We start from the raw sequence: 23791 nt of genomic DNA, 5'->3' as shown, positions 1-23791 counted from the left end.
CCCGCAATATTTTTGACGTGAGCTTTAAATTGATGGATACGCAATAGAAAAAGACCCAGACAGGGATAACAAACCTGATATGGGGTATGATTCGGAGCACCCACGAGGTTGTTTCTACACCTTGTACGGAATACCTGAAAAAAGAATAATTTCCGATTGTGAGCAAGGAAAAAAGGACAATTGGAAAAATCACATTTCTGCCGATTTTACGCGCTACGATTTCTTTTGCTGTAAACACCTGACAAGATTTTTATATTCGGTGGTGATCTGATAATGATTTTCAGTGATATCATGCATTAAAGCACTGGCTGATTTTAAATAATCAGGAGTGATCATGGTCGAAAGATCTCTGATAACCTGATCTTCATTTTTCATATCAATTTCCAATGCAATACTCCCAAGTTGCCGGGCCTTATCAGCATCGGCTGTCCCTTTTTGAAGGATAATCGGTTTTTTGAAAAACAGACTTTCATAAAAACGGTTTGTCCGTGCCCAAAGATGATTGCCGGTTTCATTTTTTGAGAACGGATAGGCACCCCAGACAATATCCACCTTGTTATAAATCATTCTCAAATGCTCGGGGACCTGGTATGGGCCATAGTAAAAGATGTTTCTCGAATTTTTGATTTTTTCCTCAAAAGGACTGGTATCAGGCATAAATATGCCCCGCAGAATAATTTCAAACTGATTCTTTTCAGCCAATGAAATCAGGCAGTTAAGAGAATTTTTACAGCGCAACACGCCAAAATAACCAATCCTGATCTTACGATTAAAACAATTCATCGGGGTATTGACAAAGGTATCTTCGGGTAACTGACCGGAATGAACCTTATTTTCGATAACCAGATAATGCTTAACACAGATTTTTCTGTGCTTCGTAAAATATTCTGAGACAAATTCCGGCGATGTAACTACGAGTTGATCGATATGAGGAATAATGATTTGCTCTATTTTTCTGATCAGTTTCCCAGCTATATTTTCTGCGAAAAAAAGCTCACGAATGTCGGGGATCTCATAAATGATCCTGATTTTTTGCCTTGAAAATGTTTTGTATATCACCGTTGTGAGTAACAGATCGAAACCATAAACGTAGACGCAGTCATTGTAGTCGGCATTTTTCCATAATTGAATGAAAAGTCGCCAATATATTCGCGATCGTTTCGCGTAATGCGCATGCGCAATTTCTCCAAGCGAGATCGGTAGCAAAGGATATTTGACGGGATAGTAATTTCTAAAAACAGCGAGACAGGTCATTATAAATCCTGATTGCGTCAAACCATGCAACCTGGTTTGCTGATGTGCGTCGGCCCAGTTGTTTGAAATAAACAGCACTTTCATAGGCTGTAAATATTAACAGTAGCCAGAAAACGATTTAAAACGGCCGTTTTGGAAAAATTTTGACAGACGAACGCGTAGCCTTTTTTCTGCTTTTCTAATCTTTCTGTCGGATTTTTTATGACATATCGAATGGTATTGGCTAATACTTCGGGTTTTTCCGGATCGACCATCCAGCCGTTATTTCCATCATTCAGAACTTCCGGAATGCCACCGACATTCGTTGAAATTACAGGTATGCCGCTGACCAGTGCTTCGAGGTTGGCAACACCAAAAGCTTCCTGACGAGATGGAACAATAAACAGATCATTCTGCCGCATAAGAGCCTTGATCAATGTTTGCGGAGCCGGGCCAATGAAATCAATATGAACGTTCGGGTATTTGTTTTGACTGAAAATTTCTCTTTTAGATTGAACGCCAGGCCCAACGATTTGTAATTCAAAATTGTATTCAGGCAATAAACCGAGCGCTGTAATCAGGTCGTTTAATCCACCGCGCACGAAATCAGATTTGACAAAAAGAACGCTGACAGGGGATTGCAAATCCAGTTTTCCAAAGTTAGGGGAACCCTCAATGGAAACTCCTTTGTATAAAAGGTGCAGTTTGGAAGGGCATGGTTTGTATGCTTTTAATACTAAATTCTGTAAAAAGCGGGAGTTGACGATAATGCCTTCCATGCAATAGCAGGCCAGTTTCTCCATAAACCGGAAGATAAAATGACGAAACCATTTCCTGCTTTTTTGAAAATTATCGATGGAGGCGCCAAGGCTGCTATCATCATTGATCATGCCTAAAACCGGTGTTTTTAATTGGATGGCAGACCAAATTCCTGTAATGGCGTTGTTGAAAATGACTACATCAAAAGGAAACAACCGCCGGATATCCCGACAAGCTCTGTAATAGGGAAACATTCTGTAAATAAACCCCCAGGGTTTAGTGAAACGGTTTAATTCTAAATGTAAGCGGAATATGAAAGCCTGATCGATATGCCGGGAGTCGATGCCAATGTCCTCGGTCAGGATGCGGATTTCTACATTAGCATCCAGCCGGTTTAATTCCAGCAGATAGCCTGCGAACTTTGCTGGTCCGTTTAGGACATTTTCAAATGTATTGGTGCAGAAAAGTATTTTCATTTTCTCAGGATTTGGACATTCGAAATAATTTCAGGAAATCAGCATGGTTTGCCTTATTGGCTGTTTTGAAATTCTTCAAACCGATAGCGGACAGGTTCATCTTCGTTACCTGAACCAGGCAATGCTGCAATTGGTCGGGTTTTTCGAAAAGCAGAGCGTCTTGATGCGGAAGCATAGCAGTCATTGCTTTGGTTTTCAGGGTAATGACGGGCCTTGAAAAAGACAAAGCGAGATCAACAGTACCCGAGTGATCAATTCTGGTAAAAGGCAGCACGACAACATCGGCTGCGTTGAAAAAATACTGGACATCTTCTCTTTTTATAAATCCCTCGTGCCAGATTATTTTTGCGTGGCCGCCTGCCAGTTTTTGCAAATCCGAAAGATATTTCCGATCCAGACATTCCCCGGCCAGAATCAGATAGCTTTCCGGTTTGGCCATGGAAATAAAAGAGAGGATCAGATTTTCCAGGCCTTTGTAAAGTGCTATCCGGCCAAAAAATAGATAAAGGAAGGCGTTATGATCGACACCCAGCGTTACTCTGCTTTGTGCCCGCGACATAGCATTGGGATAGTAATGATGAAATGGAACATCCTGGATTATGTAAATCCGGTACGGATCCAGATCGAATTTACTACTGATTTCATCCTTCGTCGCTTCTGAATACACGCGGATTCTATCACACTTTCGTAAGAAAAACCGATATACCCAATGTTCTAACGTCAGCCATTTTTTCTTATGATTTTGAATATTGTGCGCGGTATGTATGATGGGAAGCTTTCTGATGTTAATCAGATAAATGATTTCGAGACAAAAAACCAATGACTTGATACAACTGCTCAGCAGACTGTTGCCAATAATAAAACTATGAACCCAGTCGAAATAGACGATTTCGGGTTTTGAATTATTTACGGCTGCATAGATGCTGAACCATTTTCTTTTCTTTCCGGGATATACCACCAATCCATGCGTTATCAGAAATTTTATCATCTGATGCTGAAATGGATTTTTAGGGCCTGCATCTGGCAAGATCAGGATTTTTGTCAGGTTCGTGTGTGTCAAAAGTATAAATCGGATTATATTATTTTGTTGCTTATGAGATAGATAAGTCCTTCGAGTTCGTATCCGTAACGGATACGGCCAACGTAATGTTTACCAGTACTTATTTCCGGCTTTTTCTCAAAGTTTACATCATAGCCGCTTGGAAAATGTTCGGTATTAAACATGCCCGCCAGCATGGCAAAAAGTGTTTGTTCGAGCCTGTAGTCAGACAAGTACGGCTTTAAGAATGGGTGGCCTAACCATGATTCTATCAACCCAAAATCAAAATATTTTTTATCCGTCACCCACAATCCTGAATTGATGCGAGCCGGGAGCGTAATGTTGTAAATATTTTTAAGGATAGCTTTATCGGAGATGTAGGCGTCTGCGATATCCCGGTTAAAAAAGGTTGTCTTTGAGGCCGTTTTTAGTACCTGGATATATTCCAGCGGATATTTGAAAAACAGTATATCTGAATCCATATAACCGATCCGATCACTTTGCGCCCAAAGTACGATATCGGTCAGTTTTAAGATCAGGATGTTTTCCCGTCTCAACCTGAACAGATTGGGGTAATCCGAAAGTTTTTGCCCTGCGGTCTTATCGGCAATCGCTCTTTTGATAAATACGGATCCGGGCAAATATTTCTGAAATAAATTTTCAATGTGATGGTTCAAAGAACCGTCATCGTGCAAAATGAAAAAGTGTCCTTTTCTCCCGAGATGATTTAAGACCAGTGCCGAAATAATCGCCATTTCATAGTCTCGCCTGCATACCAACATATGAATGGCGGGTTGCTGTTTATCCGTAATTTCATAAACGGGCAGCAGGCGGATCGCTTGCCTCCTGATTCGTTGCCGGAAAATTTTCCGCGTTTCATTTAGGAGACGCAGCATAATTCTGTGGCGGATATTTTCAGCGGAAACCAGAGGTACCATGGGCGATGCGATGAGTTTCATCTGGTTTCAGCGTTTTTAGTGAATAGATACACCAGTTTAGGGACCAATGTTTGGAACGATTCCAACGGCATGACCTGACTTATTTTTTCATTCGTATATTTTGCATCTGCCGTTTGATCAGAAAGGTTTTGCAGTACTTTTTCCAAATCATTTTTCGTTTTGATCACATTGTACCCTGCGCCATTATTCAGATATCTGACGTTTTGATACTGATGTACAAATCGGTGTAGTAACGCATCTTTTTGAGGATCAACCAAGTCGATGAGAAAGGAAGGCGTGGTAAAATAACCTGCTTCATAACCCAATGTTGTGCCAAAATGAAAGAAAGCTTCGGCATATTGGATTTTCAGGTATTTTTCATGCGGCTTATTTTTTGATTTTGCCGTGATTTTATCAATGACGACATTATCCAAACCTGCTAGTTTATCATACACGACACTATTTTTTTGAAAGGGATAGGGTTTGACAACCAATTTCCATTCGGGCGCTATATCCTGCAAGACTGCTGCGATTTGCCCGCAATAGTCGACTTCCTGGCTCGTCAATTTGTCGTAACCCGTCGCACATCCCAGATAAATGTAGCGGAAGTCATAGGGAACAGGCGGGTTGGATTTCGATTGAAAATGATCGAAGATATAAGCAAATTGTGTTGCACCCCAAACATAGATGCTGTCGGGATTTATGTTTTGAAGTTTGATGAGATCGGTTTTGATTCCTTCGTGCCAAACCAGATAATGGGTCCGTTTTGAAAAGGTTTTCATTTTACACGGATGATCCCAGCTGTAAACATAGGTCCAAACCGGTTTATGCTGCGCAAGAATTTGTGCAAACAGCCAGTCGTGATATATCTCGGTACAACATAGGAAAACGTCAATGTCCGGATGAAGCCTGGTGCGTGCTTTTATCAATGTCAGCCCATGTAAATAATGATCATAATGAATGAAGCACGGTAGTATTTTACTGAATTTGAGTAATAAGTATTGAATCGTTTTTTGCCATTTTTTAAGTGCCGGGTTAAGTAATTTGACATGTTCCGTCATGTAATAATTGTAATGACTGGCAGGCATTTTGCCCAGCATCAGATATAAATATTGCCAGAGCAGACACAGCACTTTCTGGAATCCGTTGAACACGGTGATGGGGACAATGGTAATATCGTCATTAATAAACTGACTCACTTTTTGTACTTCCGGCCCGCGGACGTAAACCACGATTTCGTGTTCCCGACTTAAAAAATCGAGTGTGGTACGAATGTCGCTGCGGGTATCCAGATACTGAGCCAGAACTCCTATTTTCATGATTTGCTTTTACCGAAAATTGAAAAAAAGCACTTTGTATAAACATTGATAACCGGCTCTTTTCAGCGGGTTATTTTTAATGATCTGCCAAACGAACGAAAGGGCTTCCTGCGTTTGTCCGTTCCGTTTTGCACGATAGGCCAGATACCTTTCTCGGAAATTCGGATCGGTGTTTTTCTTATTTTCAAAGGATGCGTTGAGGAAATCGAGAAGTTGTTTTTCATAAGCCGGTAACAAAAGGTCTATGCCTTTCTCGCGGCGATGTTGCGATATCAAACAAATGTATTCCCAAAAGAAATAGTTGTAAACCGGCTCCCTTTCGTTGGCGTTTGACATCGACTCATGATGCTGACGGTAATAATAGAGGTATGCATCACAATTCATAAACCGATATTGTTCAGAAACCCGGAAAAGCCAGTCGATATCCTGCGCCCTTGTTACAAACTTTAGATTGCGAAAAGGTATTTTGGTCACATGCTTACGCATGAGTAAGGTGCCAAATGTTATGTCAGGGCGGGTGTAATCGGTGAATGAATTGTTTAACTGGTTGATATTCAGTTCTGATATTATTTTAAACGCTTTCCTGTTTCGATAAAATTTAATCAGATGAGAACCAGCCAGATCAGTGCCCGGATTCTGGTCCAGTGTCTGCATGAGTTTTTCAATGCGGTAGGGATCAGATAAGTCATCGGCATCCTGGATCATTACAAATACACCTTTCACAACCGCAAATAATGCGTTCATCGTGGCCGGATAACCGAGATTGGTTTTATTGCAATAAAGGGTGATCCGCTCGTCTTGTATTTCTTTAATTTTTGCAAGGGTATTGTCTGTCGAACCGTCGTCCCATATCAATAATTCGAAATGGCGATAACTTTGATTTAGTATCGAATGCATGGCCTCTTGTACATAATTTGCACAATTGAAAGCAGGCATCAAAACGGAAACTAATGACGTCACAATCATAGTTTTATGGGATTATTCTGTGAAGTGGTATGTCCATTCGGATTAGATGGGATTGCTCTTACTGGAATTTACTTTGCCAGGTTGTTAAGGTAAAAATCAACAACCTGCTCAGAACTTCCTTCCAAATTAATTTGTCCGTTTTGCAATAGAATCGTTCTGGAACACAGCGCTTTAACGGACTCCATACTGTGACTGACAAAAATGACGGTTCGGCCCTGATTATGACTTACTTCTTTCATTTTTCCGAGACATTTATTCTGAAATGCTACGTCTCCAACAGCCAGTACTTCATCGATAATTAAAATTTCAGGTTCTAGGTGGGCGGCCACAGCGAACGCAAGACGTACATACATGCCCGAAGAGTAACGTTTCACGGGGGTGTCAATAAATTTTTCTACCGCTGAAAACGCGATGATCTCATCGAGTTTGTTTCTGATTTCCTCTTTTCGCATGCCCAGAATCGCGCCATTCAAAAAAATGTTTTCACGACCGGTCAAGTCCGGATGAAAGCCCGTACCCACTTCAAGCAGGGAGGCGATGCGACCTTTTATTCTGATTCTGCCGCTTGTGGGCTTTGTTATGCGCGATAAGATTTTCAGTAACGTCGATTTTCCTGCGCCATTGCCACCGATAATCCCCAGAACTTCTCCCTGTTTTACCTCAACCGAAATATCCTGTAAAGCCTTGAAATACTTGACAGGGTTATGCCGTACAGGTTTGATTTCAAAGGCATCTCTTTTTTGAAAAGAGGATATCCACCATTCGGTAAGATCTCTTGACAGACTACCGGTTGAGGTTTTACCTGTTTTGTAAACTTTCGAAATAGCTTCAATTTGAATAACGGTCCGTGACATTTTTCTATTGATTTAAAGAAACTTACATAGAAATTCATTTGACTTTGAGCTAATCCAGGACGTCACCCCAATTACGGGTTTTCATTCTAAACTGTATCCACAAAGGTTTTTTCAACCCGATTAAAAATGAGTATGCTGATAAACAGGTGGATCAACGTAAAGAGGACGGCGTATCCAAGTGCGGAATATGAAAAGTAGCCATGGCCGGTAAAACCGTATTTGAAGGCTTCAATGATAATGGCAACAGGATTTAATAGTAGCAGCCATTGGTATTTTTCACTGACGATTTGCAGCGGGTACACAACCGGTGTGGCGTACATAAGCAATTGTATTCCGAACTGGATGAGGAAGCGCAGGTCCCGGTATTTCGTAGTTAGCGAGGAGATTAAAATTCCGTAACCAAAACCAAGGCCTGACATGACCAGCATGTAGAGCGGGAACAGTAAAATAGTACCATTGGGGTGAATGGATATATTATCTTTTTGAAATAAAAAATACAGCCAAATCAGCAGAAAAAGAGCAAACTGTATGAAAAATTTGATGAGACCGGAAATAACAAGAGATATGGGTACGGCTAGCCGGGGAAAATATACTTTTCCAAAGAGGTTTTGATTGGTGATAAATGTTTCGGAAGTTTTGATGAGTGATTCCTGGAAATAGTTCCAGATGGTAATACCGGCGAGGTAAAATAGGATTTTAGGTAAGTTTCCGGTGGAGATATTCGCAATTTTCCCGAAAACGATGATGTACATCGCCGTGGTCAGGATGGGCTGAATAAAAAACCACAATGGTCCCAGAATCGTTTGTTTGTAGGTTGCGGTTAAATCCCGGCGGACAAACAATATGATGAGGTCACGGTAATGCCAGAGTTCGCGCCAGTTGATTTCAAACAAACCGGTCGTGGAAACGATTTCCATGTCCCATTTTTCCTGTTCATCATTCATGGATCATGCTGTTTTCGGATAACCAGGTTTTTAAGATTGCGGCCTGGCGTTTCCTCGTGTGTGTGTTATCATACCATTTTTTTGCATTTACAGCGATTCTGAGCCGCTCTTCCGGATTGTGGAAAAGCCGGATTATTGTGTCAGCAATTTCCTGAAATGAGTTTTCTATCAGGCAGTTTTCCTGGTGAATCAAGCCGTCGGTTCCAGTCACACAGGCCTGGTGCGCAATCAGTACCTGGCCATGATTGATCGCAACAGCATAGCGTGTGCGGCTCCCGGTTGGCTGATCGTAGGGTAAAATATGAATATCAAGCGGACGTAAAACCGAACTAAGGTCGGCCACGTATCCCTTGCAAACGACATTGGGTTGGTTAAGCAGTCCATTTAATTCCTGATTGTTTATATCCGGATCGCCAACAATCAAACATTCGAAATCAATTTTGTTTTGAAGATGCGGAATAATGTATGTGAGTAAATTTTTAAGTCCGATACGGTTCGCCGTCGCCTGAGGAGAACCGAAATGCACTATTCTTAATAATTTATTGGCTATCAGCTTTTGAGGGAATGAGATCCGTACAATCGGGTATAAAGTGGGGACGTATAGCGTGGATGATTTTCTATGGATTTTTCGGATTTCATGTAATTCATTTTGTGCTCCGCCAATGACGTAATTTCCTTTTTTTCGAATGGCGTTTTTTTGAATAAACTGAGAGAGGAACGACCGGATATAATCTTTCGGATTTTGCCTTCTGAGCAGGATTAGTTTCCACAAAAAATCGTGGTGGCTGTAAATTATTTTGCCTTCAAAACCTTGCAAAAGACTGGTCAGCAAAAAAGGTTCAAGATGTTCAGCCCAGATCATGTCCGGTTTGATATCATTGATGATGTTTTGGATCACAGCAAGATTTCTTTTGGTGATGAAGTGAAATAGCAAAGCATAAACAGCAAGTCTTCCGGGTTTAGAAAGGGCCTTTAACACAGATTTATAAAATGACGCAGGTTTTGATACAGGCGAAAAATCAGCGTGGATCACGATGAGTCGTTTAGGATCTAAACCGGGAATTTCAATGGAAAAAGTTTCCGCGGGAGGGAGGCAAATAACATAAAGTCGCAAATTTGTGATCTCACTTAACAGTGCAAGATGACTCGTTTTAAATGACGACGCACCTGAATGATTAAAACTAAATGGAGATCCATCCGAGATAAAGAGAACTTTTTGCATCGTTGCCGACCGTTTAAATGATATAAATTTTACCAGGCAGTCCATCCGCCGTCCACAGATAACAGCGAGCCCGTCATGTAACTGGAAGCGTCGGAGGCAAGAAAAGTAAAAGGCCCGGTCAGCTCATTTCGGTCACACATCCGGCCAAGAGGGGATAATCTTGCGAAGTTTTCTAAAAATGGTATTTCATGATTGTTGAAAATGCCATGTGGGAGAATGGCATTGCATCGAATTCCTTCGCGGGCATAAAGAGTGGCGATATAGCGCGTGAAATTTGGGATAAATGATTTGGATGCGACATAATCAACCGGTTTGAAGCGTTGTTGTCCATCTTCAAAGTCATAAAGATTTTGATTTGGCGCCACCAAGGAATAGGTTGACGCGACGTTGATAATGTTTCCTGAATTTTGTTTGAGCATTTGGCGACAAGCATATTGCGTGATCAGGATCGTTCCAGTCAGATTTACCTCGATTGAATTTCGTAATAAGGCAATGGGGTAATTTTCAAAGCGGGCATTGTGGGTATTGCTGGTATGTTCTGCATCAAACTTAGCATCAACCGCGGCATTGTTGATGAGCACATCCAACCGGCCGAACTTTTGAACGACGGCATGTATGGTATTCTGACAACTTTCTTCGCAGGTAATATCCAATGTATTGAAAAGGAACTGCCTGTCGGGGAAAATATCCGAGACAATATTTTCAACTTCCCTTTGCTTGCCGGTATTGATATCGGCGAGTATCACACAGGCTCCCTGGTGGAGAAAGGAGAGCGCAATTGTTTGCCCGATCAACCCGTAGGCACCGGTGATTAAAATTACTTTTCCCGCAATGGAAAGTGAAGTATCTGTGAGGTGAGGCAGCATATTATTGGCAAATGGAAATGATAAGTTCAGATTCATTCAGATATTTTAATGAGGATTCGTGAAAATAGCCGTCATCAATGCGGGTGAAAAAATCGAGTGTTTGTGACTCATAAAGCTGATTTCTGTTGAAATCGGGAATTATTCTCCTATGAACGGAAGCATTGATGGGCGAGACAATGAGTTCTGATTTGAGATAATCAATTTCCATAGACCCCTTCTCAAATGCAAAGCGATACCATCGACGGGGAATTCGCTCATGAAAATTGACATGACAGTGCGCCGTTACGCCGTTTTCATAGGCGATCGAAATATCCGCTGCGGATTCCACATCGATTTCCAGGGAAGAAGAATAATTTTTTAGCGTGTTCCATTTCTTTACCCGGCTCCCGGAAAGCCAGTTCACCAGATCGACATCATGACTTAATGTAAGGGCAGCTCCGCCACCCAGGTCTTTTCGGCCAGCGTAGGATTCTCTGTAATCTTCCCAGGGATGCCAGTCAGGCAGATATTCTCCCCAGTAACACTGCATGCTAAGCAAGGACCCCATTTTTTTCGTTTGAATATGCGTCTCTACTATTTGAAATAATGGATGGTATCGGAGCATATAGGCAACCTGCACGCAAGTGTTATTGGCCAGTACGGCCTTTTTTAATTTTTGAATGCCGGTTAATGCATGGGATAATGGCTTTTCTATCAAAACATGAATTCCTTGTTCAATACAATATATCGCTTGCTCCATATGTTGCGTGGTGGGGGTACATACAATGGCTGCAAATGGTTTTATTTCATTGATTTGATCCGAATTTGTAAAAATATTAACGGAATTTGAACCAATATTTTGCAGCGGTAAATTCCTTTGCCGGTATACCCAGATGTTAGAAAAACATAGTTTTTGTAGTATCCGGATATGTCTGTCGCCAATGGAGCCGGCACCCATGACCATGACTGGATCGGTGTTTTTTATCATGGCTGAAACTTGATACAATCAAACTTTTTGATCATTTCCTCTGCGCGGTTGAAACTTTCGATATCGTCGATGTCCACAGCAAATTTTTGCTCAATAAGATAAGGCAGGATGCTTTTCCCGGACATTGATTTTTGTTCCCGGATCACTTGGGCTCTAATCACATCCAATGTACCGGTTTGCCAATAAATCTGCGGTAAATTTTGCCGGGGCTGATTGTAGGTTTCTGAGGTCAGATCCGGATTGAGCAGTGGTTTCATCGGTTTATTGTGATCATCAATCATCCACATTTTAAATGGGTTATTGAAAGCGGGCGTTACAACGCGCAGACTGTCAGCATCAGAATTTTGCAGTTTTTGAATGCAGTTTTCCAAATCATTTTTAAAACGAACAGGAGAGGTCGGACGAAGTTGTACGACCAGGTCGGGAGCATAATGCTCGTGTTTTTCCAGCCATTGCAGCGTATGGTTGAATACATCCAGATCTGTGCTCAGGTCCTGTGCATATTCAGCCGGGCGAATAAAAGGAATTTTTGCTCCATAACTTTTTGCAATCCTGGCAATCTGTTCAGAGTCCGTTGAAACAATGACGCGGGAAATGACAGGGCAGTCTAAGGCGGCCTTGATGCTATACGCAATCAAAGGATGGCCTGCGAGCAATCTTATGTTTTTATGAGGAAGGCCCCTGCTGCCTCCCCGGGCGGGGATAATAGCCAAAACGTCTTTCAAGGTGTGTGTTGTTTTAGTTTGTTCAGTTGCGCTTCCTCAATGTCAAGAATGTCCTTTTGTTTGAAATTTAAGGCCTGGTGAATATGATGCAGGTCCCTGACGAGTTTTTGAAAACCCGGAACTTCCAGTGATGCGGCATGATCGGTCCCTTTCCAGGTGCGGTCTTTGGTGAAGTGGCGTTCAATCCATTTTGCTCCCAATGTATAAGCGGCGATGTCGACAGCAATACCCAAATGGTGACCGGAGAACCCGATTTCCTTTACCTTGTTTTGAAAATGATCATATAATTTTCTGATTTCGAGTAAACAGACGTCCTGGAAACCGACGGGATAACCGGAAGTACAGCTGTACAAAATGAGCCGGTGTTGTGCTTGATTTTCGGCTGCAAAAAAACCAATAATGGCCTTGATTTCCTTCCAGGTAGTCATACCGATGGAAAGATGCACAGCACCTTGATAGGTATCGCGGAGCAGTCTCAGCATGTCAAAGTTACAGTTGCTGGCTGCCGGTACTTTAATGAAATCAGGGTTGAGGGTTATTATTTCCAGCGCAGAAGTGACGTCCCAAACGGAGCACGCATAGCCAATTCCGATTGATTCTGCATGTTGCTTCAATATTTGATGTTGCCCGATATTCAATTCAAGCGTTTCCCGATGACTACCGTACGTGCTGCCATACGCGTGATGGGGAACCGGATGAGGCGTGTTGTATTGCTTCGTGGTCAGTAATTCTTTGGGATTTCTTTTCTGGAATTTGACATAGTCGGCTTTGCAATCCCTTGCCAGACTTATCAACTCTCTGGCCGTCTCCATACATCCCATATGGTTACAGCCAATCTCTGCGACGATTTTTGGCGGTTGATATTGTTCGTAATTCATAGTGCGTGTGTGTCATGGTATTCATAATTTATGGTTTACGCTGAGCTTGTTTTTAATTCTTTGTAACATGCCTTTTTTCTCTGAATCGGTGTTTAGATAGGTATAATCATAATGCCTGTATGCGTTGCCAATGTAAGAAGCGTCGGTAATCCGATCGTACAAGGCATCCGGGTAAAAGTCATTGACAACAACCTGTATTTTATTGATTTGGTAATCTTGTGCCAGTTGTGCTGCGAGTTTGTGAGCATCCTGGTTGGAATACATCCAGCGTAAAATGAACAAAACAATATGGCTGTTTGTCAACAAAGGAATATTATCTGAAACCAGTCCAACGGGCGCAGTATCCAGAATTACATAGTCGTAGTTTGAACGGCAATAAGATAACAATTCCTGAAATGGATTCCCTTGCAAAAGCTCGGCCGGATTCAATGGGGGAGGGCCGGCTGCTATGTAATCCAGATTGGGTATCGTAGAAGATTTGATAGGTCTGGCAGATTCGGGCTTCTGGAGATACCTACTTAATCCATCCTGGTTTATATCGTCAAAGAAATGATGCAATTTGGATCTGCGTAAATCGCAGCTGATGACAATAACTTTTTTCCCGATTTTGGTAAGGGATAGCGCGAGATTAACGGAAACAAAAGTTTTACCCTCTCCTGATGTTTCAGAGGTAATCAAAATTTGTTTCCCTTTTTCGGGATGAAGATTTTCGTCGGTTTTTAAAAAACTGATTTTGGTGCGCAGCGCACTTATTGATTCTGTGAAAATGGTATGGTCAGCCAAAAATTTGCTTAAATCCTGAACATTATCCCGCCGGATCTTCGGATCAAAACGATGGATAAGGCCTGAAAAACCAATAATGTCTGATTTTTCAATGAGATCAATGCTGACGAATCTGGTGTTGAAGTAACGGCTCAGGAATATGGAGGAAAGGCCGGTTAGGATACCCAGGAAAATGGATAGGGTAATGCTTTGGATCGGTTTTGGTAAAACTTTATCCACCTCCATGCGTGTAATAACCTTGAAGGAAGGCAGCATGCCAGCCCTGACAATGGAAGATTCGATCTCTTTATTCAACAACAAGGAATAGATATTTTTGTTTACCTCGAAGTTGCTTTGAAGATAAATGAGGTTCTTTTCCAGTGCTGGGATCTGATTTAACCGCTCTTTCAGCGTCTGGATATCGGAATCCAGTATTTTTGTAACGGCAGTATTTTTTTGTTTTTGCAATGAAATGTTATCAAAAATCTGCTGACGATATCTGCTAAGCTCTTCGTCCAGATTTTTGACTGCGGATGCATTAACACTGTACTTTACGAGCAATTCCTTTCTTCTGGAAATAAGACTATTGAATTGTTCCAATAGACCGACCAAAACAACATCGGTGGTTCCATCCAACCCGACTGAAAGATAGTTTACTGGTTCGAATGTAGTGCCCAGGTTATTTTCCAGCATGGTGATGTATGCCTTCTGAATCTGGGATTCATTTTTCCGCTGCTCGGCTTCACGCGTTTTTCCGGATATTTCAGTGGCCGATGCATCAATGTCCAACACGGTATTTTTCTGCTTAAAAATTTCCAGTGCACGGGCTGCCTCTTTCAAAGTGGCGGCATATACTTTTACCTGCGCTTCAATAAACCGGAGCGTCAGCTCAGAAGAACGCTGTTTTTGGTTTAGATCATACGCCTGATATGATTCCAGCAGTTTTTCCAGGAAATCTTTGGCAAATGGTTTGTTATGGTGTTTGAATGAAAGCGTCAGTACCGGCATTTCTTCTTCAACTTCCTTCACCTCAATGTGTTTTATAAATTCTTTGGCGAGTATTGAAGGGTTGTTGTAGACAAATTTAAATTCGTATTCACCTGTGATATTTATTTCTTCAATTAAAAATGATAATCCTGGGATTGTAAAAGTGGAACCTTTGTGCAGGGCCGTTGCTTTTTTTGAATTTGCGGACTGATAAGTAATTTGATGTACTTTATCTATCAAAAATGTTCCGTCTTCAAAACGGGCAGGATCAAAAGTGAGGACTTTAAGGTGCAGCGGTTTGACCGGATACAGGTCTATCTGTCGAAAATCTTTAAGCCGGTAAAAAGTAAAGGGATTATTGAGTTTTACCAGTGCGTTTTCTACAACCTCCTGCGACCGCACGTTGTATTTTTCGGTGAGATAATCGGTACTGCTATTATTGATGAGGAAAGCAGGCTTTTCGCTGGAAATTTCATCTAGCTCCGACTGTCGTTCCGAATATTTAAGGTTTGTGGTGGCAATGTATTCCGGTGTGATGAGTTTTAAATACAGGAAACATAAAACGCCGAAAAATAACAGTGATCCGGCCACCCAATACCAGCGGCTTCGAATCACTTTGAAAACCCTTTGGAAGTCGAGGGAATCTGAGTGATTAAGAAAATCTTCAAAAAAAGCACTGTCATTCCCTTTGCTCATGCTGCGTTAGTCAGAAAGTAAAGTATGGTTCAGTAGTTTTAAATCCCTAAGACTTTTGAAATAAGGATTCTCAACGGCCTGTTTTATATACTTATACTGACTAACCCGGTGAAGGTCACTTCCTAACGCGCCTATCCAGCCTTGCTGAATCAGCCTTTCCGCCATAATTTGCTCCGTTGGCCCATATGCGCCACCAATGGAGAGTAAATTTATTTGAAAAATAACACCCAGCTCATAAATTTCGTTGTACCGCTCAGGGTTATTATGCCATGCTTTGTAGCGTTCCGGATGCGCTATGACGGGCTGATAACCTTTCAAAATCATTTCCCTGATAATATCTCCGAAATAAACCAGATCGTGCCGCAGCGATGTTTCAACCAGTACATAATTACCGGCCAGCGGGAGAATTTCACGTTTGTCCAGCAGTGTCAGGAAATAGTCGTCAGCGAAATATTCTGCGGCGTATGCAATGACCAGGTCCGGGTATTGTTCACGGGTAATTTCGGTGAGACGGAGCCAGGCATTGTGGATGGATTCCTGCGTATTTACAAAAAAATCCATCCGGATATGTGGTGTTGCGATGATCTTTCTAATTCCTGCACGGTAATGTGCGTCAACGAGAGCCAAGCTGTCATTCAGATTTTGTGCACCGTCGTCGATACCTGGCAATACGTGTATATGCAGGTCGCAGCCAAGCGATTTCAGGATTTCATTATTGTCGGGATCTGTAACAGCCGGAATCATTATCTGGTAATATTAATCACGAGTAAAGCAAGGTTGAGTGCAATCAGTACGGGTTGAAGAAGTATCAGTTTACGGGCTAATTTCACAGAACGCATGCCTTCTTTTGAAGGTGGGATGTAAATAATGTCGTTATCATAAACAGCAAGATTCATAATCCTGGGGTCGCCCAATTGCTGGAAATCGTATGCAATAATTTTCTGTTCCTGGCCGTCTCCGCGGATAATCTGAATCTTGTCTCCTGCCTCATTGAATTTTATTCCACCGGCTTTGGCCAGTACTTCACCAAGCGATTGCGTCTCTTTATCCAACGCAATAACCCCCTGGATGTTACAGGCGCCGAGGACTTTCACCCGTAAATTGGTGATTGTTATTTCAAAAATGGGATCATGTACAATATCCTTGTAACGAAGCGCCAGTGAATCGGCAAGTCCCGCCCGGGTTAACCCCGCTGCATGAATCTTGCCGATTTCGGGCATATTAATCGTACCGTCTTCATGTACGTTTGTTTGATAACCGCCTGTATCAGTATCCGAAGCCCCGGATGTTTTGGCTGGATCGGGAAATAAAGCTGAAAACCAGTTCAGGTTATTAACCAGTAATTTATCCCCTGACTTGATCAGATAAGCACTTTTGGTTTGCTGTACCGGATTGTCGGTGAAATTTTCTGATCTGATTTCTGGTAAATTTCTTTGAGATTTACAACCAGATAGGAATACCAGCCACAGCAAAGCTGCGCTGGTAGCGGTCTGAAATTTCATAGTTAAAAGCACCCGAAGGCGTTATAGTGTGTGTTATTTATACTTTATTCACCGAAATGAACACGTACTTTTTTCAATGCCGAACCGATAACCTGGTGCATATCGTAGTAACGATATTCGGCCAGGCGACCGCCAAATATGACGTTTGTTTCATTCGCGGCCAAATCCTTGTACTGGCTGAATACGGCCGTATTCTTATCGTCATTCACGGGATAATAGGGTTCTGCCCCAGTTGTCCATTCTGACGGATATTCATGCGTGATAACCGTTTTAGGCTGTGTGCCGAATTCAAAATGCTTGTGCTCAATAATACGGGTAAAAGGCGTTTCGGCGTCCGTGTAATTGATTACGGCATTACCCTGGTAGTTTTCCTGATCCAGCAGCTGGTTGTCAAATCTCAGACTGCGGTATTCGAGCGAACCGTGGCTGAAATTAAAGTATTCGTCAATCTGACCTGTGTAAACAATGGTTTCTGCCAGTGCACTTAATTCTTCACGGTTTTGGAAAAAGTCAGTATCCAGTCTTACTTCTATGCCTTCCAGCAGACCTTCGGTTAACTTGTTATAGCCGCCAATCGGAATGCCCTGATACTTGTCGTTGAAATAATTGTTGTCGTATGTAAACCGTACCGGAAGTCTTTTGATAATGAAATCAGGCAGTTCGGTCGCTTTTCTGCCCCACTGTTTTTCAGTATAACCCTTGATCAGTTTTTCATAAATATCAACGCCAACCAAAGAAATGGCCTGCTCTTCCAGGTTTTTCGGGTTTGTAATGCCTGCTTCTTTTACCTGCTCCTGGATTTTTGCTTTCGCTTCTGCCGGTGTGCGTACCTTCCAAAGCTGGTAAAAGGTATTCATGTTAAAAGGGAGGTTATAAAGCTCGCCGTTGTAGTTTGCAACCGGTGAATTGGTGTAGCGGTTGAACTCCACAAAGGAATTTACGTAATCCCAGATATCTCTATCGTTTGTATGGAAAATGTGCGCGCCGTATTTATGGACATTAATACCTTCTACATTTTCACAGTATGTATTGCCTCCTGTATGTGTGCGCCGGTCTATCACCAGACATTTTTTACCTCTTTTTGTAGCTTCATGTGCAAAAACAGAACCCCACAGTCCTGCACCTACTATTAAATAATCGTATTGAGCCATGTTTAATTTTGTGTGAATATATTTAATGGTGTGATTTCAAGGGCAAAGCTAATGAATTGAAATGAGAAAGGCTCCCATCGGGAGCCTTTCTCATTTCAATCGAATTTATATTCTTACTTATGGAAGAAGTTTCAATTCTACACGACGGTTTTTCAACAGACCATCACGTGTTGCGCTGTCAGCGATTGGTTTGAATGAACCGAAGTAGTCTACGATTACTTTGCTAGGATCTTTCAAGCCAGCTTCGTTGATCAGGAAGTTTTTAACTGCATCCACACGACGGCGAGAAAGTGCCATGTTGTAACGATCCGTTGAACGACGATCCGTGTGGCCAGCCAATTGCAGACGGCATCCGTTTTTGTTCATCAACAGTGCTACGTTTTTCAACATATCCTGGAATTCAGGTTTAAGCGTATTTTTGTCTGTATCGAACTGGACGTTTGCAAAGATTTCGCTGCAAGCTGCGCCTGTTGCAAGTGCATTTTTAACGTAAGTATCAAAGTCAAGTACACGACCGCTACCGTCAACAATGCTTCCAGCTGGAGAATTTGGTTCTTTATCGAAGAAGTCAGAAACACCGTCACCGTCAGTATCAAGAAGCAATCTTGGATCGATATCTTTTGGACGGTTTGCTTTTGCAACAGAGTCCATTTCTTCAAGTGTAAGGATCTTAACAGGCTTCAGCAATACTTTTGGGTCTGTGTAACGAAGGTGGTAGAATCCATCTTCTGGTTTGTAAGCCCATTTCCCGTCTTCTTTCTTAACTTTAAGTGGTTTCTTACCAAGTTTGTAAGTCAAAACAACAGAACCGTATCCGTAGCTATCCAATTCAGAATTTCCTTTGCGGGAAGTTTTTGCATCTTTGATAGCCGTAAGGTTTGCATTTCTGTCATAGTCACCACCCCAGGTAGCATCAAGATAATCAGAATTTGTATAGTTCATACGGAAGTCAAGTCCCAGGTCAAGGCGTGAAGTTAATTCATAACTCACATTAAGACCTGTTGGAATGATCCAGTCATTTTTCTTGCCAGTTTCACGAACTTTTGCTTCAGTTGGAGACAAGTCATAAGCTTTTGAGTCATAGAAAATTTGACCAAACCCAGCGTAAGCGTCAACTTTCCAGCGCTTCATTTTATTTGGGCCCATCAAAAGACCTTTAAGGTTAACCGTTCCGGACAAAGAAACGTCCTGATAGTTCGCCTTGAAGAAACGGCTGTAACTACGACGTTTCATCCCTTTTAATGTACCGATGGATCCGTCCAAACGAGCACCAAACAAATAAGAAAGTTGTTTGTTTATTGTAATGCCTCCTTGAAAAGTTCCTGATTCTTTGCGGCTGTCGTCGCTATTTTTGTTAACAGGCCAGAAATCGTATTCTCTCAAATCACCGAAAAACATTGATGGTCCTCCGTGGATCGCAATTGACCACGTATTCAGTTTGTAAGGTCCGTCGTAGGTAGCTTTTGGATTGTAATCCGGAGAATTCGGTTGCTCTAAGGGTTGTGCTATTGAAGGCAAAGCCATCAATGACCCCAAGGCAAGCGAACAAATCAACTGGGATACTTTTTTCATACTATTCAAGTTAGCGTTATTAAGATTAACTAGGATTGATCGTTAATAATCAATTTATAATAAAAACAATATATTTTTCGTGGCCAGATATTCTATTATCAAATGCCTAGTGGGCACAAAATTAGATTAACAATGTCATTTTATCAACTTCTATTTTTGAAATACCCTATAAAAACTGCAAATACAACAAATTCTTCCCGAAAGAAATGTTCTTTTTCTAACTTTCAAAGACGTTGCATCAATTTTTTTTCGATTTCTTTTTTCCAGGATGTAAAAGTGCCTTCGATTATTTTCTCTCTTGCCGTATTTACAAGCCACAAATAGAAAGTCAGATTGTGCACACTTGCAATTTGCGCGCCCAACATTTCCTCTGATTTGACCAGATGACGAAGGTACGCTTTAGAATAGAATGTACTAACATAACCTCCGAGATTTTTGTCTATTGGAGATAAATCATCTTTCCACCTTTCATTTTTTATGTTTATTATGCCTTCGGTAGTAAAAATCATGCCATTGCGTGCATTGCGGGTAGGCATCACGCAATCGAACATGTCCACACCCAAAGCAATACATTCCAGTATATTGGCAGGTGTCCCGACGCCCATCAGATAACGCGGTTTATCTTTTGGCAAAATGTCGCAAACGACTTCTGTGAGTTCGTACATTATTTCGGCTGGCTCGCCTACGGATAATCCGCCAATGGCATTTCCTTCCCGTTCATAAGATGCAATCACCTCGGCCGATTGTTTTCTAAGGTCTTTATACACACTTCCTTGTACGATCGGGAAGAGTGTCTGGCTGTGTCCGTATAGGGGCTGCGTCTCGTCAAACCGCGTGCAGCAGCGTCCCAGCCAGCGATGTGTCATTTCCATGGAATTTCTTGCATAGGTAAAGTCGCAAGGGTAGGGAGTACACTCATCAAATGCCATGATGATATCGGCGCCTATGGTGCGTTGGATGTCCATAACGCCCTCCGGTGTGAATGTGTGTATCCCTCCATCAATGTGTGACTTAAATACCACACCTTGTTCGTTAATTTTCCGCCCCGTGCCTGCAAGCGAATAAACCTGATATCCGCCGCTGTCGGTAAGGATTGGTTTGTCCCAGCCATTAAACTTATGAAGCCCGCCTGCTTTCTGGAGGATATCCAGTCCCGGGCGCAGATACAGGTGATATGTATTACCTAATATAATTTGTGCCTTAATATCTTCTTTCAGCTCCCGCTGGTGAACCGCCTTGACTGTTCCGGCCGTACCTACCGGCATAAAAATCGGCGTTTGAATTGTTCCATGGTCGGTTTCCACAACGCCAGCGCGTGCTTTTGATTGCGGATCCTGAGTTTGTAACGTAAACTTCATTAATGGTATTAATAAATTTGAGTCTGCAAAAATAGGTGGAAGGCAACTAACATTCCTGACAATGACTGTATATTTGTGGGATTAGATATAGAAATAAATTACAACCCCCCAATATCGTGACGGATTCTCTACTTTATGTGCTTGGCGCATTTGTTCTGATTCAGCTGTTTTATTACCTTTTTATTTTTACACGCCTGGCATTTTACGGGAAGAGTACAAATTACGGAAATGAAGCCCCTGGTGTGACTGTATTGGTTTGTGCCTGGAATGAAAAGGAAAACCTTACAGAATTATTGCCGCTTCTGGATGCGCAGGAGTATCCGGAATTTGAAGTAATTCTACTGGATGACCGCTCCGATGATGGCAGTGAGGATTTTATGCGTGAAAATATTCACAGTTGGAAAAATATCCGTTACATCCGAATCAATGATGAGTTTGCGCACGTAACGCCCAAAAAATATGCTTTAACCGTGGGGATGAAGCAGGCAAAGTTTCCGGTGGCACTGATGACCGACGCCGATTGCCGTCCGAATTCACTCCACTGGATCACCGCGATGACCTCTCAGATTAATGAAGATAAAAACATTGTGATCGGATTTTCGCCGTACGAAAAAGAGTCGGGGCTTCTCAACTGGTTTATTCGCTGTGAGACGTTTTATGCCGCTGTTCAATATCTGTCCTTTTCGTTGTGGGGGTTGACTTACATGGGGGTGGGAAGGAATATCATGTATAAAACACAGGTGTTTTTTGCCAATAAAGGTTTTTACAGGCATCGCCACATCATGGGCGGAGATGATGATATCTTTTTAAATGAAGTGTCGACCAGCTCCAATACGGCCATAGCCATCGAACCTGAATCTTTTGTTTATTCCAAACCGAAAACGACCTGGTCAGGCTGGTTGCGGCAAAAAAGAAGGCATTTAGCAGTGAGCCAGTTTTACCGGAAGCGGAATAAGGTCATGCTGGGAATCCTTTCCGCGTCGCACGTAGCGGTCTGGCTTTTGGGTTTGCTTACGTTGGCTTATGCCCTGGTTAGTAAAGATATTCTTTTGCTTCAGGAGCTCGGGATCGTCGTTGGGGTACGCTGGTTCATTCAGTGGGTACTCTTTTTTATCATCAACAGGAAGCTGGATAATACCGTTGAGTGGTTTAGTTTTCTGTTCATGGATTTTGCATTTTTTATTTATTATGTCTTCTTCGGCTTTTTTGTGATGACAAGAAGAAAACCACGAACTTCATGGAATTAATATTAAAATACTTTCCGGATCTTACGGATACGCAGCGTGAGAAATTTGCACGTCTGGAAGAATTGTATCAGGACTGGAATTCAAAAGTGAACGTAATTTCCCGCCAGGATATCGATACTTTATATGAAAGACACGTCTTACATTCTTTGGGTATTGCCAAAGTGATGCAGTTTAAATCGGGTACTTCGGTGCTGGATGTGGGAACTGGCGGCGGATTTCCCGGTATTCCCCTTGCCATTATGTTTCCCGATACGCAGTTCCATCTGGTGGACAGCATTGGGAAGAAAATCAGGGTCGTGCAGGAAATAGCGGCGGCGCTGGATCTGAAAAATGTGAAAGCCGAGCAGATCAGGGCCGAAAAGCTGGATGATACCTATGAGTTTGTCGTAAGCCGGGCTGTTACACGTATCACACCTTTTGTGGGCTGGGTGCGCAAGAATATCAGCCGCAATTCATTTCATACGCTTAGGAACGGTATTTTATATCTAAAAGGCGGTGATCTTACCGAAGAACTTGCCGAGCTTAAAATGAAAACACGGAGCTATGATCTGTCGGATTATTTTGAGGAAGAATTTTTTGAAACAAAAAAGGTAGTATACGTACCTTTGTGACCATTTTTACGAGCGTAAACTTTTTTAAAGATAATAACATGAATGAGCGTTTTAAGGCCAGCGGGCTAATGAATCCCCTTTTTCCGGACGAAGTAACATTTGGAGAAAAAGGCGTTACTTTTAAAGTGAAGAAACTTTTCAGAAGTACGGACAACTTTGTTTTCTATTCAGATATTTCAGGTGTGGAAATTGAAAATAGTATCTTTTTTTCCACCATTCGTGTGATTCCCCGCATGCGTCCTGAAATAATTATCAATAATTTTTCGAAAGGAGATGCCAAGAGAGTCAAGGAGTTAATCCTTCAGCAGGTTCAAAGTTAAAAAATATTTTTGCCTGAGACTTGCGTCATATTTATCGAATCCCTATATTTGCACCATAATTCAGATACACAATCGGATTTGAAATTCCTGAATAGCTCAGCCGGTTAGAGCATCTGACTGTTAATCAGAGGGTCGTTGGTTCGAGCCCAACTTCGGGAGCCCTGAATTAGAAGCACTTACGAGATAAAACTTGTAAGTGCTTTTTTTATTTGCAAACAATTTCACAAACATCTGTTATCTTATTATTTGATAAGTTAATTAATAAAGGATCAGTAAACAATGGAACAAGCCAAATTCTTGGGGGGAATTGAATCGGGACTTCATGCGTAGAGTTTGGATAGTCTGAAAAGGAAGAATGAAATATCCCTGACACCCCGTGAGGTGGAACGGAACGCTTTT

The 23791-nt window shown here is 42.0% G+C and carries 23 protein-coding genes and 1 tRNA gene; 4 read left to right on the top strand and 20 right to left on the bottom strand.

What is annotated here, in order from left to right; translation table 11 throughout:
• Positions 1 to 213 precede the first annotated feature (213 nt).
• The 19 genes from RB622_RS04290 to tgt form a co-directional block, all read right to left on the bottom strand.
• Positions 214 to 1338 carry a hypothetical protein gene (locus RB622_RS04290; RefSeq protein WP_308045285.1) on the bottom strand — a complete coding sequence of 375 codons (1125 nt, stop codon included), beginning with the start codon at positions 1336 to 1338 and terminating at the stop codon, positions 214 to 216.
• Positions 1335 to 2468, bottom strand: coding sequence for a glycosyltransferase family 4 protein (locus tag RB622_RS04285; protein ID WP_308045284.1), 1134 nt, complete (start codon positions 2466 to 2468; stop codon positions 1335 to 1337). Before RB622_RS04285 ends, RB622_RS04290 begins: the two co-directional genes overlap by 4 nt.
• A 4-nt stretch (positions 2469 to 2472) precedes the next feature.
• Positions 2473 to 3528, bottom strand: a complete 1056-nt coding sequence (locus RB622_RS04280) for a glycosyltransferase family 4 protein (protein ID WP_308045283.1) — start codon at positions 3526 to 3528, stop codon at positions 2473 to 2475.
• 14 nt (positions 3529 to 3542) lie between these two features.
• On the bottom strand, positions 3543 to 4466 hold the full coding sequence (locus RB622_RS04275) for a hypothetical protein (protein ID WP_308045282.1): 924 nt from the start codon (positions 4464 to 4466) through the stop codon (positions 3543 to 3545).
• A complete protein-coding gene (locus RB622_RS04270) occupies positions 4463 to 5764 on the bottom strand; it encodes a hypothetical protein (RefSeq protein WP_308045281.1) in 1302 nt (433 codons plus the stop codon). The genes RB622_RS04275 and RB622_RS04270 overlap by 4 nt, the downstream gene beginning before the upstream one ends.
• 9 nt (positions 5765 to 5773) lie before the next feature.
• Positions 5774 to 6724, bottom strand: a complete 951-nt coding sequence (locus RB622_RS04265) for a glycosyltransferase family 2 protein (protein WP_308045280.1) — start codon at positions 6722 to 6724, stop codon at positions 5774 to 5776.
• Positions 6725 to 6798: 74 nt separating this feature from the next.
• Complete coding sequence (locus RB622_RS04260) at positions 6799 to 7584, bottom strand: ABC transporter ATP-binding protein (protein ID WP_308045279.1); 786 nt, start codon at positions 7582 to 7584, stop codon at positions 6799 to 6801.
• Between the two features lie 86 nt (positions 7585 to 7670).
• Positions 7671 to 8528, bottom strand: a complete 858-nt coding sequence (locus RB622_RS04255; RefSeq protein WP_308045278.1) for an ABC transporter permease — start codon at positions 8526 to 8528, stop codon at positions 7671 to 7673.
• Positions 8521 to 9750, bottom strand: a complete 1230-nt coding sequence (locus RB622_RS04250; RefSeq protein WP_308045277.1) for a glycosyltransferase — start codon at positions 9748 to 9750, stop codon at positions 8521 to 8523. The genes RB622_RS04255 and RB622_RS04250 overlap by 8 nt, the downstream gene beginning before the upstream one ends.
• Before the next feature lie 29 nt (positions 9751 to 9779).
• Positions 9780 to 10652, bottom strand: coding sequence for an SDR family oxidoreductase (locus tag RB622_RS04245; protein ID WP_308045276.1), 873 nt, complete (start codon positions 10650 to 10652; stop codon positions 9780 to 9782).
• Entirely contained in the window at positions 10618 to 11583 is a 966-nt protein-coding gene (locus tag RB622_RS04240; RefSeq protein WP_308045275.1) for a Gfo/Idh/MocA family oxidoreductase, read from the bottom strand. Before RB622_RS04240 ends, RB622_RS04245 begins: the two co-directional genes overlap by 35 nt.
• A complete protein-coding gene (locus RB622_RS04235; protein ID WP_308045274.1) occupies positions 11580 to 12308 on the bottom strand; it encodes an acylneuraminate cytidylyltransferase family protein in 729 nt (242 codons plus the stop codon). The genes RB622_RS04240 and RB622_RS04235 overlap by 4 nt, the downstream gene beginning before the upstream one ends.
• Positions 12305 to 13186: an N-acetylneuraminate synthase family protein gene (locus tag RB622_RS04230; RefSeq protein WP_308045273.1), complete on the bottom strand. Its 882-nt coding sequence runs from the start codon at positions 13184 to 13186 to the stop codon at positions 12305 to 12307. The genes RB622_RS04235 and RB622_RS04230 overlap by 4 nt, the downstream gene beginning before the upstream one ends.
• Positions 13187 to 13207: 21 nt before the next feature.
• Positions 13208 to 15631, bottom strand: a complete 2424-nt coding sequence (locus RB622_RS04225; protein ID WP_308045272.1) for a polysaccharide biosynthesis tyrosine autokinase — start codon at positions 15629 to 15631, stop codon at positions 13208 to 13210.
• A gap of 6 nt (positions 15632 to 15637) precedes the next feature.
• The gene (locus tag RB622_RS04220; protein ID WP_308045271.1) at positions 15638 to 16375 is read right to left on the bottom strand and encodes a CpsB/CapC family capsule biosynthesis tyrosine phosphatase; all 738 of its coding nucleotides are present in this window, start codon (positions 16373 to 16375) and stop codon (positions 15638 to 15640) included.
• The gene (locus tag RB622_RS04215; protein ID WP_308045270.1) at positions 16375 to 17133 is read right to left on the bottom strand and encodes a polysaccharide biosynthesis/export family protein; all 759 of its coding nucleotides are present in this window, start codon (positions 17131 to 17133) and stop codon (positions 16375 to 16377) included. The genes RB622_RS04220 and RB622_RS04215 overlap by 1 nt, the downstream gene beginning before the upstream one ends.
• A gap of 44 nt (positions 17134 to 17177) precedes the next feature.
• Entirely contained in the window at positions 17178 to 18284 is a 1107-nt protein-coding gene (glf, locus tag RB622_RS04210) for a UDP-galactopyranose mutase (RefSeq protein WP_308045269.1), read from the bottom strand.
• Positions 18285 to 18401: 117 nt separating this feature from the next.
• Positions 18402 to 19856: an OmpA family protein gene (locus RB622_RS04205; protein ID WP_308045268.1), complete on the bottom strand. Its 1455-nt coding sequence runs from the start codon at positions 19854 to 19856 to the stop codon at positions 18402 to 18404.
• Positions 19857 to 20080: 224 nt separating this feature from the next.
• On the bottom strand, positions 20081 to 21214 hold the full coding sequence (gene tgt, locus RB622_RS04200) for a tRNA guanosine(34) transglycosylase Tgt (protein WP_308045267.1): 1134 nt from the start codon (positions 21212 to 21214) through the stop codon (positions 20081 to 20083).
• A 116-nt stretch (positions 21215 to 21330) separates the two neighbouring features.
• Here tgt and RB622_RS04195 point away from each other — a divergent pair, with 116 nt between their 5' ends.
• The 4 genes from RB622_RS04195 to RB622_RS04180 all read left to right on the top strand — a co-directional run bounded on the left by RB622_RS04195 (position 21331) and on the right by RB622_RS04180 (position 23551).
• Positions 21331 to 22461, top strand: a complete 1131-nt coding sequence (locus tag RB622_RS04195; protein ID WP_308045266.1) for a glycosyltransferase — start codon at positions 21331 to 21333, stop codon at positions 22459 to 22461.
• Complete coding sequence (gene rsmG, locus RB622_RS04190) at positions 22452 to 23072, top strand: 16S rRNA (guanine(527)-N(7))-methyltransferase RsmG (protein WP_308045265.1); 621 nt, start codon at positions 22452 to 22454, stop codon at positions 23070 to 23072. Before RB622_RS04195 ends, rsmG begins: the two co-directional genes overlap by 10 nt.
• Before the next feature lie 38 nt (positions 23073 to 23110).
• The gene (locus RB622_RS04185; protein WP_308045264.1) at positions 23111 to 23392 is read left to right on the top strand and encodes a hypothetical protein; all 282 of its coding nucleotides are present in this window, start codon (positions 23111 to 23113) and stop codon (positions 23390 to 23392) included.
• Between the two features lie 85 nt (positions 23393 to 23477).
• Positions 23478 to 23551, top strand: a tRNA-Asn gene (locus tag RB622_RS04180).
• A 46-nt stretch (positions 23552 to 23597) separates the two neighbouring features.
• Here RB622_RS04180 and RB622_RS04175 read toward each other — a convergent pair.
• Positions 23598 to 23791, bottom strand: a 194-nt coding sequence (locus RB622_RS04175; RefSeq protein WP_308045263.1) for a hypothetical protein, incomplete at its 5' end; no start/stop codon positions are given.

Source organism: Dyadobacter sp. LHD-138 (genome assembly GCF_030929615.1).
Taxonomy (GTDB): Bacteria; Bacteroidota; Bacteroidia; order Cytophagales; family Spirosomataceae; genus Dyadobacter.
The sequence above is the reverse complement of the archived record's forward strand: the minus strand, read 5'-3'. Positions and strand labels throughout refer to the sequence as shown.

What these genes read in the sequence shown, in the direction of transcription:
- RB622_RS04290 (WP_308045285.1), bottom strand. Translation starts at nt 1,338, where the DNA reads ATGAAAGTGCTGTTTATTTCAAACAACTGGGCCGACGCACATCAGCAA.
- RB622_RS04285 (WP_308045284.1), bottom strand. Translation starts at nt 2,468, where the DNA reads ATGAAAATACTTTTCTGCACCAATACATTTGAAAATGTCCTAAACGGA.
- RB622_RS04275 (WP_308045282.1), bottom strand. Translation starts at nt 4,466, where the DNA reads ATGAAACTCATCGCATCGCCCATGGTACCTCTGGTTTCCGCTGAAAAT.
- RB622_RS04270 (WP_308045281.1), bottom strand. Translation starts at nt 5,764, where the DNA reads ATGAAAATAGGAGTTCTGGCTCAGTATCTGGATACCCGCAGCGACATT.
- RB622_RS04260 (WP_308045279.1), bottom strand. Translation starts at nt 7,584, where the DNA reads ATGTCACGGACCGTTATTCAAATTGAAGCTATTTCGAAAGTTTACAAA.
- RB622_RS04255 (WP_308045278.1), bottom strand. Translation starts at nt 8,528, where the DNA reads ATGAATGATGAACAGGAAAAATGGGACATGGAAATCGTTTCCACGACC.
- RB622_RS04250 (WP_308045277.1), bottom strand. Translation starts at nt 9,750, where the DNA reads ATGCAAAAAGTTCTCTTTATCTCGGATGGATCTCCATTTAGTTTTAAT.
- RB622_RS04245 (WP_308045276.1), bottom strand. Translation starts at nt 10,652, where the DNA reads ATGAATCTGAACTTATCATTTCCATTTGCCAATAATATGCTGCCTCAC.
- RB622_RS04240 (WP_308045275.1), bottom strand. Translation starts at nt 11,583, where the DNA reads ATGATAAAAAACACCGATCCAGTCATGGTCATGGGTGCCGGCTCCATT.
- RB622_RS04230 (WP_308045273.1), bottom strand. Translation starts at nt 13,186, where the DNA reads ATGAATTACGAACAATATCAACCGCCAAAAATCGTCGCAGAGATTGGC.
- RB622_RS04225 (WP_308045272.1), bottom strand. Translation starts at nt 15,631, where the DNA reads ATGAGCAAAGGGAATGACAGTGCTTTTTTTGAAGATTTTCTTAATCAC.
- RB622_RS04220 (WP_308045271.1), bottom strand. Translation starts at nt 16,375, where the DNA reads ATGATTCCGGCTGTTACAGATCCCGACAATAATGAAATCCTGAAATCG.
- RB622_RS04215 (WP_308045270.1), bottom strand. Translation starts at nt 17,133, where the DNA reads ATGAAATTTCAGACCGCTACCAGCGCAGCTTTGCTGTGGCTGGTATTC.
- glf (WP_308045269.1), bottom strand. Translation starts at nt 18,284, where the DNA reads ATGGCTCAATACGATTATTTAATAGTAGGTGCAGGACTGTGGGGTTCT.
- RB622_RS04205 (WP_308045268.1), bottom strand. Translation starts at nt 19,856, where the DNA reads ATGAAAAAAGTATCCCAGTTGATTTGTTCGCTTGCCTTGGGGTCATTG.
- tgt (WP_308045267.1), bottom strand. Translation starts at nt 21,214, where the DNA reads ATGAAGTTTACGTTACAAACTCAGGATCCGCAATCAAAAGCACGCGCT.
- rsmG (WP_308045265.1), top strand. Translation starts at nt 22,452, where the DNA reads ATGGAATTAATATTAAAATACTTTCCGGATCTTACGGATACGCAGCGT.
- RB622_RS04185 (WP_308045264.1), top strand. Translation starts at nt 23,111, where the DNA reads ATGAATGAGCGTTTTAAGGCCAGCGGGCTAATGAATCCCCTTTTTCCG.